Source organism: Paracoccus onubensis, from assembly GCF_003591515.1.
Taxonomy (GTDB): Bacteria; Pseudomonadota; Alphaproteobacteria; order Rhodobacterales; family Rhodobacteraceae; genus Paracoccus; species Paracoccus onubensis.
This window is the reverse complement of the sequence record NZ_QZCG01000009.1, coordinates 218656-232487: the sequence shown is the minus strand read 5'-3', so window position 1 is coordinate 232487 and position 13832 is coordinate 218656. Positions and strand designations below refer to the sequence as shown.

At 55.9% G+C, this 13832-nt stretch carries 13 protein-coding genes; 8 read left to right on the top strand and 5 right to left on the bottom strand.

Annotation, left to right across the window (positions count from 1 at the left end; all coding sequences use genetic code 11):
* Positions 1–112: 112 nt before the first annotated feature.
* Positions 113–1000 (bottom strand): LysR family transcriptional regulator, encoded by an 888-nt coding sequence (locus D3P04_RS14475; protein ID WP_119750087.1) that lies wholly within the window; start codon positions 998–1000, stop codon positions 113–115.
* A gap of 202 nt (positions 1001–1202) precedes the next feature.
* Between D3P04_RS14475 and D3P04_RS14470 the strand changes: the two genes are divergently transcribed.
* Positions 1203–1355 (top strand): Atu4866 domain-containing protein, encoded by a 153-nt coding sequence (locus D3P04_RS14470; RefSeq protein WP_232845012.1) that lies wholly within the window; start codon positions 1203–1205, stop codon positions 1353–1355.
* A gap of 70 nt (positions 1356–1425) precedes the next feature.
* Here the strand turns inward: D3P04_RS14470 and D3P04_RS14465 are convergent, their stop codons facing one another.
* Positions 1426–2097: a glutathione S-transferase family protein gene (locus D3P04_RS14465; RefSeq protein ID WP_182912876.1), complete on the bottom strand. Its 672-nt coding sequence runs from the start codon at positions 2095–2097 to the stop codon at positions 1426–1428.
* A gap of 128 nt (positions 2098–2225) precedes the next feature.
* Between D3P04_RS14465 and D3P04_RS14460 the strand changes: the two genes are divergently transcribed.
* Positions 2226–3122, top strand: a complete 897-nt coding sequence (locus D3P04_RS14460; RefSeq protein WP_119750083.1) for an AraC family transcriptional regulator — start codon at positions 2226–2228, stop codon at positions 3120–3122.
* A gap of 18 nt (positions 3123–3140) precedes the next feature.
* Here the strand turns inward: D3P04_RS14460 and D3P04_RS23400 are convergent, their stop codons facing one another.
* Complete coding sequence (locus D3P04_RS23400) at positions 3141–3542, bottom strand: hypothetical protein (RefSeq protein ID WP_182912881.1); 402 nt, start codon at positions 3540–3542, stop codon at positions 3141–3143.
* Positions 3526–4437 carry a recombinase family protein gene (locus D3P04_RS23590; protein ID WP_220475349.1) on the bottom strand — a complete coding sequence of 304 codons (912 nt, stop codon included), beginning with the start codon at positions 4435–4437 and terminating at the stop codon, positions 3526–3528. The genes D3P04_RS23400 and D3P04_RS23590 overlap by 17 nt, the downstream gene beginning before the upstream one ends.
* A 1220-nt stretch (positions 4438–5657) precedes the next feature.
* Here D3P04_RS23590 and D3P04_RS14440 point away from each other — a divergent pair.
* The 3 genes from D3P04_RS14440 (at position 5658) to D3P04_RS14430 (ending at position 9359) form a co-directional block, all read left to right on the top strand.
* Positions 5658–6578, top strand: coding sequence for an SMP-30/gluconolactonase/LRE family protein (locus D3P04_RS14440; RefSeq protein ID WP_119750079.1), 921 nt, complete (start codon positions 5658–5660; stop codon positions 6576–6578).
* A gap of 237 nt (positions 6579–6815) precedes the next feature.
* Positions 6816–8564, top strand: coding sequence for an IlvD/Edd family dehydratase (locus D3P04_RS14435; RefSeq protein ID WP_119750077.1), 1749 nt, complete (start codon positions 6816–6818; stop codon positions 8562–8564).
* A 30-nt stretch (positions 8565–8594) separates the two neighbouring features.
* A complete protein-coding gene (locus tag D3P04_RS14430) occupies positions 8595–9359 on the top strand; it encodes an SDR family oxidoreductase (RefSeq protein ID WP_119750075.1) in 765 nt (254 codons plus the stop codon).
* Between the two features lie 38 nt (positions 9360–9397).
* Here D3P04_RS14430 and D3P04_RS14425 read toward each other — a convergent pair whose 3' ends face one another.
* A complete protein-coding gene (locus tag D3P04_RS14425; RefSeq protein WP_119750074.1) occupies positions 9398–10150 on the bottom strand; it encodes a FadR/GntR family transcriptional regulator in 753 nt (250 codons plus the stop codon).
* A gap of 577 nt (positions 10151–10727) precedes the next feature.
* On the opposite strand from D3P04_RS14425, the gene D3P04_RS14420 reads away from it, so the two are divergent.
* The 3 genes from D3P04_RS14420 to D3P04_RS14410 all read left to right on the top strand — a co-directional run bounded on the left by D3P04_RS14420 (position 10728) and on the right by D3P04_RS14410 (position 13793).
* Positions 10728–11939 (top strand): acyl-CoA dehydrogenase family protein, encoded by a 1212-nt coding sequence (locus tag D3P04_RS14420; protein WP_182912875.1) that lies wholly within the window; start codon positions 10728–10730, stop codon positions 11937–11939.
* A 46-nt stretch (positions 11940–11985) separates the two neighbouring features.
* Complete coding sequence (locus D3P04_RS14415; RefSeq protein WP_119750070.1) at positions 11986–12540, top strand: flavin reductase family protein; 555 nt, start codon at positions 11986–11988, stop codon at positions 12538–12540.
* Between the two features lie 122 nt (positions 12541–12662).
* Positions 12663–13793, top strand: coding sequence for a sugar ABC transporter substrate-binding protein (locus D3P04_RS14410; protein WP_182912874.1), 1131 nt, complete (start codon positions 12663–12665; stop codon positions 13791–13793).
* Positions 13794–13832: the final 39 nt, after the last annotated feature.

Below are 13832 nucleotides of genomic sequence, written 5' to 3'. Positions count from 1 at the left end.
CCGCAACAACTATCTTTGCTGAATCGAAGCAGATCGTAGTGAAGCGAAAAAATACAGGAAATCTGCGGTGCAGGTTCCGGTCATGAGCGCGCGGTGCTGTTCGTGGCGCGACTCACACCTCCGGCCGCAGGGCTTCCAGAAAGGTCTTCAGCGCGGGATTGCGGTTTTCCGGATGCCAGCAGGCGATATAGCCGATCCGCGTTGCGCCGTTGCCATCATGCACCGGCCGGAACACCGCCCCCAGGCCGGTCAGGCCGCTCGCGCATTCGCATTGCAGGCTGATCGCCTCGCCTCCGCCCACCAGGCTGAGGATGCTCTCACGGCTCAGATGCTGGCTGACGATCTCCGGCCCGTCCGATGGCGCAGCAAGTTTGGCGATCAGAATGTTGCGGATGTCGGGGCCGGGATCCTGATGCGAGATCAGGAACCGCTCTCCCTTCAGGTCCGACCAGTAAACGAAGGAACGTTCGGCCAGCGGGTGATCCTCCGGCAAGGCGACCATCAGATGTTCGGTGCCGATCGCCATGGTGTTCAGCACCGAACATCGATCCGGATCACCAAGAATGATGGCCACGTCGAGCTTGCCGGAATGAATATCGGCTATCAGTTCGATGAAAGGGGCTTCCAGCAGATCAAGACCGATATCGGGATGATGTTCGCGAAACCGGTGCAGAGCGACGCGAAAGGCACCCGAGGACAAGGATTTATAGAACCCCATGGCGACACTGCCCCGCCGGCCTTCTACGGCGGCTTGTGTGCGGACACTCAGTCTCTGAAGATCATCCAGGATTCGCCCGGCCATGGACCCAAAATCCTCTCCGACCGGAGTCAACTTCGCACCTGCGGTAGACCTGTCGAACAGCGCGATTCCGAGTTCCTCCTCAAGTTCGCGGATCCGTCGGCTCACGATTGGTTGCTGGACGTTCAGTTCCAGAGCCGCCGCGCTGAAACTGCCGTTTCGTGCAGTCGCGACGACATAGCGGAGATGGCGAAGATCCATGTCTTCCGGGTCCTTTCTCTTCGAAATTTATGGGCTCAAATATGTTGCACCGTTGCTTCCATTTCTTTGTTTTGGGGGCATCCACCGCATCAGGTCACCTGTGACAGGGCCGGAGCGTCGCAGCCTTCTCGGAAGGCTGCGGTTTCACATGCGTCCCCGCAATCGCTCAACGGTTTGTCTTCCGCCCTCTACACAGCTTTTCATGCGCTCGCAGACGCGTGAACGCGCCTACGAGGGGCGTTACGAGGTGACTGGCACGCATATCGAGTACTGGGACGATACGGGCTTCACCGCCGACGGCGAGTTCATCGACGATGTTCTCCACCACGCCGGCATGATCCTCTATCGCCAATGACGGGGAAGGGTTGCCGGCGAAAAGAAAGGTTCAAGTTGTCCGCGGGCGGGCCGCTTTCGTCGACAACATCCTAGTTTTCGACGCGCGCGGGCAACGCGGTCATCATCTTCTGGCTGGCTTCTCGGGCCGCCATGCGGTCAAACCAGGCGGCAATGTTGGGACGCTGAGGCACGTTGAGCCACGAAATCTCACCGGTGGCGACATTCGTGCCCATGAAGCCGTAGAGCATGACGTCGGCCATCGTCAGATCGTCACCGGCGAGGAACGTCTTTCCTTCGAGATCGTCGTCGAGCTGATTGAGGCCCTGGTCGGCGAGCAGCCGGTGTGAGCGCCTGGCCTCTGGCATAAGCAGCCGGTGGCCGCGATAGGCTTCTTCCGCGGCATCAGTGCCGCGCCACCATGTGACGAAAGGAAGAATGATTTCGAGATACGCCCGACGGGTCCACATGTGGATTTCCGCGCGGTGTTCAGGCGTATCGCCGAACAATCGCCGGTCGCCTTCAGCGATCTCGTCGAAATAGCCACAGATTGCGGTGATTTCGGTGATGATCCGGTCGTTATCCAGGCGAAGTGCAGGCACCTCACCTCGGGCATTGATGGTATTCCGATAGGCCGGTTTTCTGTTTTCGAGACCGGCGAGATCGATCAGTTCAACATCGAACTGAAGTCCTTGGCGCTCATGGACGAAGAGACGGACAACTGCGGGGTTCGGGCCAGGTTGTTTGGCGTCATATAGGATCAAAGCGGTTCTCCTTTGTGATGCTCCGGCAAAGCGGAAGCGCCCGCGCTGATGGCGGGTACAGAAAGTATAGCTCTCCCATTCCGGACCTGCTACAATACATGGTCCGTATAACGTTGGAGTAAGTCCAGATTTCTGATCCCCTTGCCCAAGTCGTTGGGCTTCTTCGACCAAACACCTCTGTGTCCAAGCTCGTTATCGCAGCAGGGGTCTGGGCCGTCAGGCGCTCGGACGACGGACTCCCTTTCTACTGCGCTGTGCTGGATGGCGCGTGCCGCTTATCGGTCGAGGGGCAGGAACCTGTCACGCTCCGCAGCGGCGACTTCGTTCTCGTGCCCGCCGCCCATGATTTCGTCACATCGAGCCTGACACAGCCGCCGATCGGGATCGACCCTGAGATTGTGGAGATGAGTCCGGGTGTGTACCGGCTCGGCAATCCCATCCTGCCCCCCGATGTCAGGATGCTTGTCGGGCACTGTTCATTCGGCTCCGACGATGCCGCACTTCTCCTGTCGCTTCTGCCGCGGCTCGTCCATGTGCGCGCGGACAAGCGGCTTATCGCGCTGGTCGAACTTGTGAACGACGAGACGCGGAGAGACCGACCCGGCCGCTCTGTTGTCTTGGCGCGGCTGCTAGAGGTTCTGCTGATCGAGGCCTTGCGTTCGACCACGGGACAGGTTTCGCCACCCGGCCTGTTGTGCGGCCTTTGCGACGATCGTCTGGCCATCGCGCTGCGGAAGATGCACGCATGCCCAGAGAAGACCTGGACGGTCGTGGACCTCGCGAAAACGGCAGCGCTGTCGCGCTCGTCTTTTTTCGACCGGTTCCGGCGCAAGGTCGGTGTCACGCCGATGGAGTATCTTCTGGGCTGGCGCATGACTTTGGCGAAAGACCTGCTGCGCAGGGAAAGAATGGGCGTCGCTGAGGTTGCCGAACGCGTAGGCTACAGTTCGGCGAGCACCTTCAGCGTGGCGTTTTCCCGCCATGTTGGAACACCACCGGCCTGCTATGCGCGGGCAGTTTCTTAGCTCAGGACTCGTTCTGTTTCATAGCCAGAAGATGATAGTCGCGGCCAATGCTATGGCTGACAAGAACGTTTCGGGGCAGCGGTCATACCGGGTTGCCGATGCTTCATGCTTGTCTCCTCCTTCGCGACGGGAATCGTCGTGTAGCAAGCTTAGACAGGCATTCAACTCAAGACGAAGTTCGCGCAAATGCGCCAACGGCAGACGGGGACGCTCCGTCACCATCATCGTCTCCGCCCAATCCTCCGTCATCCAGATCGGTAGCTGCGCCACAGTGCCGTCAGGCTGGCGGATGCTCAGAGCAACCTCGTCACCACGGCGATTGCGCCCGGCCACCATAACCGTTTCCCCATAACGGGGATAAAAGCGGTAACGGATAACCGTCTCGCCCGACTGATAGCGGGCATTATGAAGTTGTTGCACCGACGCCTGGGATTGTCATCAGGCGCATGCAAACGGCATTTGCTTTCGCGATTTCCAACATCTTGTCGTGCAATCTGGCGAAGCCTTCACGGAGCTTTCGTCTCGTAGCAAGCAATACACTGATCACCTCCTCCAATCCCGGCAATGCCTCGATGAGATCCTGGACGCGGGCCTCGAACCTCCCTGCGCCAACAATGCCAACCTTGAGCCCGAAGTTGCGCAGCAGGCCGCGTATATCGTTCTCCACCGCAATCGTTTTCTCCTGCAAGAGCTTTCGGGCTCTCAACAGGGTGCGACGCTGCTGGCTTGCAAGCGTCTTCACATGCGCAGGGCGATATAGATTGACACGCATCATCTGCGCGATCCCGCGCGCATCATTCCGGTCGGTCTTGTTTACCTGTGCTTTGAGAAATGCCTTTGTGTGGCGTGTCTCAATACAGATCACCGGAAGGCTTGCCCTGGCCAGCCCCTCGAAAAGCCACTGCGACAGGCCCAAAAGCAGCCGGTCATTGCCATCGCGCGGCGCATAAACCGTCTCCTGGTCGATCAGCACGGTGTCGACGACGCGGCACATCTCGATGAGATACTGCCAATCCCGGCTGTTGCGCGCGAAACGGGACACCTCACGAACGGCGACGGCACCGACCTTGCCGAGACAAACATCGGCGATCATTCGATCAAAGCCTTTCCGCGCGACACCGCCGGCGGCGGAGCGGCCGAAATCATCGTCGACGGTCTCGATCCGGCTCCAACCCAAATCTGACAGCCGTTCCCGCATGGCGTATTGCAGAGCGCTGCTTTCCCGGTTGTGCAGAACCTGGTGAGCCGATGACTGGCGGACGTAAAGGATCGCCTTGCGCTCCAAATGCTGCGGGCCAATCTTCTCATGCTTCATGATTTCTCCCCCCGCTCGCCGCGCCTGCGTGTTCCGTCATCAGGCGCGCCATCAACCGTGTCAGCGCTTGCCGCGTGTCGGCGGGCAGGCTCCGCCAAGGCGGGATTGGTGTCGCAGCTGTGGATCGGGTCTCCGGGAAGAGCTCAAATTGCGTTTTCATCGTTTTGTACGGCATTGGCCGACCTCCGAATCGTGGGTTCAGAGTCCAATGCTGCGTCAGCGTGTGATGAGAAGTCGGATTTATCGAACGAGGTACAGCCAGCATCGCGGACCAGCTCTGCAAGGACCGTCAGGATGTCCGGCGGCTACATTGTCCCCAGAGCTTCACACCGAGCCGTTACCAGCTCCGCATGCCCGGGTAGGGAATGGCTGATGGAACAGCCGGTTTCGTCAGGCAGTATCTCCTCCCGTGAAACAGAAACTCACGCGACTTGCAGGTCGCACAAAGACCTGCTGTGCCAGGTCGACGCCGACAATGCTAACCTCATCCATGGATGCCTCCTCCTTCTATGGCGATTCCAACATCACCATCTTGGCACATTGCGATGCCGTCGGGCGGGGGCATCCACCCCATCAAAATTGGTAGGCAGGGCAGCGGCGAGAATCGGGCACTGTGGCCTGACCCGGTTCTGGGGAGCAGGCCCTCTTGGCGCTCCTGTGACGAACTTGGCCCATAATGCTTCCTCCCATTCATGTGAAAGGATCGCACCATCAAACCGTGGGATCAAACAGCTAGTCAACGCTAACGGTTAGGTTGGGCGCATGCTGAAGCCCCCTCCGACCCGCTAGCGCACGACGACAGGTCAGCCTACAACGCCTCGCTGCGCAAGTATGTCTGGTTTGATCTTGCCTTGGCCTGAATATCCCAAAGCTCTGTTCATCAAGAATTTTTTTGAGCACTCAATCTGAAGGATCTCCACTTGAGGGATTGGACCGAATCTATAATTGGTTCAGTCGTCCGGTTGTCTCAACATTTGCCGCCGAGTATCAAAGATGCAGTCAAAAGCTGTGCTTCAAAGCTGCGCGTGCCAAAAAAGAGACCAATGCGAATGTATTCCACGCACAATAATTTGCAGAGGGTCGAAGCAAAGGTTTCCCAAGGCGCTATCATAGAAAAATCAAACAGTTGCGCCTGGAAACGGCAGTGAAATCCGCAGCAAATGAATCGCCCGTCGCCAGAACGGGTAACGATTGTGATTTAATAAAAGGGAGAAAATGCAATGTTCGGAGAGATTGAGGGCACCGGGTTTGAGGTGATTGATCCGCGTTTCAAATCTTGTACGTCCCATGCGCGAGTAGAACGTCTTTGGACCGGTGCGCGCTTCAGCGAAGGTCCGGCCTGGTTCCCGGCCGGCCGTTATCTGATATGGTCTGATATTCCGGGAAACCGGATGCTGCGGTGGGACGAAACCGATGGATCGGTTTCGGAGTTCCGTACTCCATCCAACAACTCGAATGGAAATACTGTCGATCGCGAAGGCCGGCTGGTGACATGTGAGCATCTCACCCGCAGCGTTACACGCACGGAGTATGATGGTAGTATCACGACGATCGCATCGCATTTCAATGGCAAGCGCCTGAACGCTCCCAATGACGTAGTCGTGAAATCGGACGGTTCAATTTGGTTCTCGGATCCAAGCTACGGCATTGACCATTTCTACGAGGGTGATCAGGCTGAATGTGAGCAAGACGGCTGCCACGTTTATCGCGTCGATCCCGCAACGGGTGAAGTTGAGCAGCGGACCTTCGATATGGTCCGCCCGAACGGGTTGGCGTTTTCAGCTGACGAAAAGTACCTTTATGTTTCGGATACAGGCGTCACGCATGTCGAGAACGGTCCCGCGCATATCCGTAAATTCAAGGTGAACAATGACGGCACGCTGTCCGGCGGTGATGTTTTAGCAACCTCGACATCCGGTTTGTTTGACGGTTTTCGGCTGGACACCTTGGGTCGCATCTGGACCAGCGCAGCGGATGGTGTTCACTGCATCGACACGGATGGAACGTTGATCGGCAAGGTTCGTATTCCCGAGCCCGTTGGGAATTTGACTTTCGGTGGTAAAAAGAAAAACCGGCTGTTCATCTGCGGAACGTCGTCGCTTTACGCTATGTATGTCATGGCCGTCGGTGTTGCACGCTGATCTGAAACCCAAATACTGATCCGAAGGCTGTTTCTGTGCATGCAGCTAGCCGTCGGATCTCGACTCACATCCGCATGTACTAATGAGTACTGGCGATATTCTAACCCTCGCCGAAATCGGTCGGTCTGTCGAGCCTGTGTCCTACAGAGGAATTCGGCAATGATGTTCAGCAGGAACTACATGCCAGTTGCTAGGTGGCATAAGCCAAAATCAATCTGACTAGAAAGTGGACGGATCATGACTACAAAACCACCTAAGATTCCTGAAAAAATATCTGATACGCTGCGGTCAACGGCGTGGTTCGGCTCCAAGGACCGTAACGGTTTCATGCATCGTTCGTGGATGAAGAACCAAGGTACGCCGCAACGCATGTTCGACGGTCGCCCGGTCATCGGAATCTGCAATACTTGGTCCGAGTTAACGCCGTGCAACGCACATTTCCGGCAGATCGCCGAGGCGGTGAAACGGGGTGTTTTGGAAGCAGGTGGCTTCCCGGTCGAGTTTCCTGTGATGTCACTTGGCGAGACGCTGCTTCGTCCAACCGCCATGCTGTTTCGTAATCTCGTCAGCATGGATGTGGAAGAGTCAATTCGCGCCAATCCGATTGACGGTGTCGTCCTGTTGTGCGGCTGTGACAAGACTGCGCCTGCCCTCGTAATGGGAGCCGCCAGTTGCGACATCCCGACAATTGTTGTGTCTGGCGGGCCAATGCTGAACGGCAAGTTCCGAGGTCAGGACATTGGATCGGGTACGAACCTGTTCTCCATGAGTGAGGATGTCCGCGCCGGTCGCATGAGTGTTGACGACTTCGTGGGCGCAGAGTCCTGCATGTCCCGCTCGGCAGGACATTGCATGACAATGGGTACAGCATCTACCATGGCGAGCATCATAGAGGCCCTTGGTCTCAGTTTGCCGCATAATGCGGCCATTCCTGCCGTCGATGCACGCAGGTATGAACTCGCACAAAACTCGGGTCGTGAAATTGTCGGTATGGTGCATAACGGAATGCGCATGTCGCAACTCGTGGACCGGCGGTCGTTCGAGAATGCTGTCAAGGTTAACGCCGCCATTGGCGGGTCAACCAATGCCGTAATTCACATGCTCGCCATTGCAGGCCGGATGGATATTTCCCTTTCGCTCGATGATTTCGACGAATGGGGCAGAAATGTCCCACTTCTGGTAGATCTGATGCCTTCCGGCAGATTTCTGATGGAGGACTTTTATTACGCGGGGGGATTGCCTGCCGTCATGCGCGAAATGGGCCGCATGATTCTGCGCGATGCGAAGACGGTGAATGGGCAGACCATCGGCGAGAATATTGCCAATGCTGAATGTTGGAACCGGGAGGTCATCCGGCCACTCGACAGCCCGGTACAGGAAGCTGCCGGAATATCGGTGCTCCGGGGTAACCTTGCGCCAAATGGTGCAATTGTGAAATCGTCCGCCGCGTCCGAAAATCTGCTGAAACATCGCGGCAAAGCCGTCGTCTTTGACGGCCTCGAGGATCTCCGGGCACGGATCGACGATCCGGAGCTAGATGTGGATGCAAATTCAATTCTGGTCATGCGCAACGTCGGATTAAAAGGCTTTCCTGGAATGCCAGAGGTCGGGAACATGCCGCTGCCGACCAAACTGCTTGAACAGGGTGTTCGGGACATGGTCCGCATTTCAGACGCGCGTATGAGCGGCACCGCCTATGGAACGGTGATCTTGCACGTTTCACCGGAAGCGGCTGTGGGTGGCCCGCTTGCGCTGGTGAAAGATGGGGACATGATCGAGATCGATGTTAAAGCACGGCGCATCGATCTCGATGTGTCAGAAGATATTCTTGCCGATAGACAGGCGGACTTGCCCAAACAGCTTCCTCATTCGACTGGTGGCTACGAACAATTGTTCATTAATCACGTGCTGCAGCCCGAGAAAGGGGCTGACTTCGATTTTCTGGTTGGTCGCCGAGGGGCGAAAGTGTCTCAGAACGCGCATTGAAAGTATGCGAATCTCAGAGAGGATCATGAAATGACAGACGAAACCAAGGCGAAAAAAGTGGCAGTCGTTACCGGTGCGGGCTCAGGAATCGGGCGTTTGGTCAGCCTCGGCCTTGTGGCGAATGGATATCGAGTGGTCCTAGCCGCGCGCTCACTTGATGCGCTTGAAAGGGTCGCGCAGGAGGGAGGCCGGCCCGATGATGTTTTGGTCGTGCCGACGGATGTCACCGATCCTGCCGCCGTGGACAATTTAGTAAAGCAGGGCGTTGCATGGGCCGGCCGGGTCGATCTATTGTTTAACAATGCCGGCACATTCAGTGGCAGCACACCAATCGACGAAGTAGAGTCTGGGGATTGGCGCAAAATGATCGACGTCAATCTGACCGGTGCGTTTTACGCCGCCCAGGCCGCCTTCCGACAGATGAAAGTGCAACGTCCGTCGGGTGGGCGCATCATCAATAACGGCTCAATCTCGGCCCAGGTGCCTCGTCCACATGCCATTGCCTATACGGCCTCTAAGCATGCTATCACCGGCTTGACCAAGGGGATATCTCTGGAAGGGCGCAATTTTGGAATCGCCTGCGGACAGATCGACATAGGCAATGCTGCAACATCGATGACTGCAGGAATGGTCACCGGTATGCTTCAGGCTGACGGGAGCCTGCGTTCTGAACCGAGGATGGATGCCTCAAATGTCGTCAACGCAGTGCTTTTCATGGACCACATGCCATTAGAGGCAAACGCTCAATTCCTTACCTTAACGGCAACAAACATGCCCTATATAGGTAGAGGCTGAACTCCTTGCCGTCTTGACGTGTTGCGCTAAGTGATGCGTCAGTGTTCCAGAGCAATCACCGGACCGATGGTCAGCGTTAGCGCCTTGATGTGGGCTCTCATCGCTTGCTCCGCCAAATCTGGATCGCCGGCTTTGATGGCATTGTATACTTGCTCGTGTTCCTGTGAATAACGCTGTATCAAAGGGGGATTTAATTCCTGTGACGTTTTCACTGTCCAGCGCTTATGTGTCTTTAGTCGGATTATCTGATCAATTGTTTTAATTAAGATGCCGTTTCCTGAGGCTTCGGCAACGGCACGATGAAACAACTCATCCCACTTCTCCCAATCACCCCAGTTTTGCGATTCGTATCCGTTAGACAAGTATTTGCCGAGCAGTAACAATTCCTGCTGCTGAGCTCGGACTGCCGCAAAACGCGCGACGATTGGTTCGAAAGACAGGCGTGCCTCAAGAATTTCGGACAAGCTTGTTGACATGGCAAGTGCATTCAGGCTTGCGTCGATGGAAGCTTGGCTGCTGCCGACGAACGTGCCAATTCCAACTTGCCGCCAGATGATCCCATCCGCTTCAAGTTGCTCCAGTGCACCTCTCAGCGTTCCGCGTGATACGCCCAGCAGCTTTGCCAGTTCCCTTTCAGTAGGCAGCCTGCTGTGGATCGGGTAGCGAGCCGACGTGATCCACCCCACCAAAGTCTCGGCAGTAGATTCAGATAACTTCGTCATATCACCACCTCGCTTCGGGTCTTTCTCGAAGAGAATTGAGCAAAGCACGCTCGCATTTGCCACCATCATTTTCCAGCACCGCTAAGCAGCATATCCGCATTGGCCGGTTGCCGGAACAGCTGCAGAGTAGAATCGTCTTATTCCAGTTAAGATCAGGTGGCGCGTCGACCAACAGTAATGTCGAAGGATCCAGGTCAGCAATTATGTGGGCGAACAGTCCTACATCAGAGCCGTCGTCATAAGCTGGCGGATCAGACGCTGTTACAAACATGAAATCATTGCGTAAATGTTCAAGCAGCTTTGCAATTCTGATCGCCGAAACTTGGGATGCAAAATTATACCAATACATGAATTGGTCCAGAAATTCGATTGTTTGCTGGTTTTGCCGCCAGTATGAATGTTCAGAAGAACGAAAGATGAAGAGAAAGACTTCGGTTACTGACACGCGGCCTAGGGAGGTAAGGAGCCTAGTCCAGGTCGTTGTTAAGTAAAACTGTTTACCTAGGCTTCGGAAAAAATTCGGAATCTGCGCTGGAGTTGCTGACCGTTGCCGGCCTGAATGATCAGATTGGTGCCAACTACAGCTCATCCAGTGAGTTCGCGCCTATCCAGTCGGCATGAAAATCAAAACTCGGGGGGAATTACAATGAATATCGTAAATCAAAAGGCAGAAAGCTTCGTGGTCGCTCAAGACCTTGTGGAGAAGGCGCGAGAGGTTATTCCCTATCTGCGTGAAAAGTCGGATGAGGCCAATTCACTCCGCCGCCCGCCTGAAGATGTCAGAAAGATGATGAAATCGAGTGGCTTCTCCCGCCTTTGGATGCCTCGGCGCTTCGGTGGTGCGGAAGGTCCGCTCCGTGCGGGATGCGATATGCTCAGAACGCTCGCGCATGGATGCGGTTCCACGGCCTGGATTACGGTCCAGAACGCGTTACACAATCTCATGCTGGCCAATTGGCCGGTCGAGGCCCAGGAAGAAATCTGGGGGACGACGCCCGATGTCCTGGTTAGCGGTATTCTCATCCCTGGGATCGGCAAGGCGGCCAAGGTCGATGGCGGGTACAAGCTGTCCGGCCGGTGGCCCTTCGTCAGCGGTGTCGAGGTGGCGGACTGGATTATCTTTACCGGCAATTGCACGGACGAAGACGGCACGGTTCACGAGCTTCATTTTGTCATTCCGAAAGCGGATATCGAAGTCCTTGATACTTGGTATACGATCGGCCTGAAGGCGTCTTCAAGCCAGGATGTAAAACTCAACGACGTGTTCGTACCGGAGCATCGGACTGTCGTGGAAGAAGCACTCAAGGGGGGCGCCGATTGCCCGGCCGCGAAGCTCTATGATGGCGTGTGTTATAAGGTGCCGCCTTATTCGATCTTCGGGTGCTTCATCGGCAGCGCGGCCCTGGGCATTTCCGAGGCTGCAGTGGACTACTACATTTCCGGCGCCCGCAAGCGGGTTGCCACCATGGCAAACGGCAAGAATATCGCCAGTTACACGACTCAGCAGGTCAAGGTAGCTGAGGCGCAGTCCGCCGTTATCGCTGCGCGACAACTGATTTATTCGATTCTTGGTGATGCAGAGCAGCTGGCCGAGAGCGGCGCCGGAACCACAGAGGAAGATCGCACACGTTTCCGGGCACTCACCGCCTATGCCAACAAACTGGCAGACTCGGCTGGAGCCACGGTTCTGGAGGCCGGAGGCGGTGGCGTGATCTACGAACGCAACCCGGTCTCCCGATGCATCTCGGACCTCACGGTGACCAACCGTCACATCACTCAAAACTGGGACGTCAACGGCTCTACCTACGGTCGCGCGCTACTGGGGCTGCCCATCGAAAGCCCTATGCTGGAAGATTGAGCGGGCATTCAGAAGGGTGAGTTTGGCGAAGCCAGAAGCTTCAGAAATGAGGAATACGATGTCGAGACAAATTCAAACAGCCGTTTCAAAAAGTCTGGCAACAGTCGCCGATGGCGTCAGTCGGGAAGAATTTCTTCAGGCAATGAAACAGGCCGCATCCTTAGTGTCCGTGATTACCACTACAGTAGGAGGGCAACGAAAGGCGCTTACCGTCGGCTCGTTTCTTTCTGTTTCGGCGGATCCGCCGCTGATGTCTGTTTGTGTGAACCGAAACAGCAGAATGTGCCAGGCGATGAAGGACAGCAAGACATTCGGCATTCATGTCCTCTCTGACGCACAGTCCTATGTAGCGGACAATTTCGCGGGTCGGCCACAATCAGGAGATTCATACGATTTTTCCTGTGTAGAATGGCTGGAGCAGGGAGAAGGCCGTGAGGCGCTGATGGAGGGCGCATCCATTTCTGCGGAATGCGAAGTCGAAACCGTCGTCGATGCCGGATCGCATTGCATATTCATCGGTGCCGTCACCAACATCAAGACAGATGAGAAGCGCCCGCTTCTCTATTGGAACCGGTTATACGGCTTCCCCTCACACGCGTAAAACGCCCTAATATTAACAACGAAGAAAAAATGACCGGTTCGCGCAGCGGAAAAAGACGCTGCGCAGTACGCAGAAGATCACTCTTTTACAATATAAAAAACAGACAGGGAAAGGGAAGAAAAATGATGAATTTCCGCGAAGCAAAGAATGTTGGCCTGTTCCTCGGCGCCGCCGCTATCGGCTGTTGTATTTCTGGCTCGGTAGCGGCTCAGGATGCAAAGCACAAAATCTACCTTAGCATGAGTTATATAGGCAATGATTGGCAATCCGAGTCCGCGAATATGGTTCGCGCAATGGCGATCAGCCCGGAGTTAATCGACAAGATTGACCTACAAGTTCAAGTTTCCGGACCAAATGCGCAGAAGCAGATCCAGCAAATCAATTCCATGGTTCAGGCTGGTGCGGATGCGATCGTGATCTATCCGATTTCTCCGAGCGCCTTGAACAGTGCCATTAAAAATGCCTGCAACAAGGGTGTGGCGATTTTTACATATGACAGCGTTGTCACCGAACCCTGCGCGCATCAGGTGCATGTCGATCAGAAGGCGTGGGGCGTCGAATCCGCAGAATGGTTGGTCGGCCAGTTAGGCGGTGAGGGCAAGATAGTAATGATTAATGGCGTTCCCGGGACGACGACCGACGCAGATCGGATTGCGGGAGCCAAAAGCGTTTTCTCGAAGTACCCGGACATAAAGGTCATCGCCGAAGCGAACGGAATGTGGAGTCAGGCGGTCGCACGAACCGAACTGTCGAAGATTTTCGCAACAAACAGCTGGGACGAGGTGGATGGCATGTGGATGCAAGTTGGTTGCTTCACGGCGAATTCTCTGCAGTTCGAAGCAGGAATTGCTGAAACCGACTTGCGACCCTGCGCCGGGGAAGCCTCCAATGGCGGTCGCGTTCAGATGCTTCCAGTGGAAGCTCAGGTCGATGGGGCCAACGGCCACTACCGGCCTGTCGGTGCCAAGCGCTGGTCGGCTGGCTCCGGTAATTTCACGGGGGCATACGCCCTGAAGCTGGCTGTGCAGAAGCTCGAAGGAGCTGAAGTGCCCCAAGAAGTCATTGTTCCGAACCCGGCAGTCACCAATAAGAATGTGCAGCTTTGCGAGGAAGGGACATGGGAGGAAATGTCCAAAGGCTGCAATGTCTTCAAGCCGAGCATTGTCCCGAACCCTGGTTGGTTTGCTTCGATTTACTCTGATTTGACGCCTGAGGTGGGGCTGTCGGGGGCTCTGGTCGGGCAGCCCGAGTAAATCAGAACAATCGAGCTGGCCTGCGGAACGCAAGCCAGC

Excerpts from the sequence above, each read along its gene's own strand:
- D3P04_RS14475 (WP_119750087.1), bottom strand. The coding sequence starts at position 1,000 with ATGGATCTTCGCCATCTCCGCTATGTCGTCGCGACTGCACGAAACGGC.
- D3P04_RS14470 (WP_232845012.1), top strand. The coding sequence starts at position 1,203 with ATGCGCTCGCAGACGCGTGAACGCGCCTACGAGGGGCGTTACGAGGTG.
- D3P04_RS23590 (WP_220475349.1), bottom strand. The coding sequence starts at position 4,437 with ATGAAGCATGAGAAGATTGGCCCGCAGCATTTGGAGCGCAAGGCGATC.
- D3P04_RS14440 (WP_119750079.1), top strand. The coding sequence starts at position 5,658 with ATGTTCGGAGAGATTGAGGGCACCGGGTTTGAGGTGATTGATCCGCGT.
- D3P04_RS14435 (WP_119750077.1), top strand. The coding sequence starts at position 6,816 with ATGACTACAAAACCACCTAAGATTCCTGAAAAAATATCTGATACGCTG.
- D3P04_RS14430 (WP_119750075.1), top strand. The coding sequence starts at position 8,595 with ATGACAGACGAAACCAAGGCGAAAAAAGTGGCAGTCGTTACCGGTGCG.
- D3P04_RS14425 (WP_119750074.1), bottom strand. The coding sequence starts at position 10,150 with ATGATGGTGGCAAATGCGAGCGTGCTTTGCTCAATTCTCTTCGAGAAA.
- D3P04_RS14420 (WP_182912875.1), top strand. The coding sequence starts at position 10,728 with ATGAATATCGTAAATCAAAAGGCAGAAAGCTTCGTGGTCGCTCAAGAC.
- D3P04_RS14415 (WP_119750070.1), top strand. The coding sequence starts at position 11,986 with ATGAGGAATACGATGTCGAGACAAATTCAAACAGCCGTTTCAAAAAGT.
- D3P04_RS14410 (WP_182912874.1), top strand. The coding sequence starts at position 12,663 with ATGATGAATTTCCGCGAAGCAAAGAATGTTGGCCTGTTCCTCGGCGCC.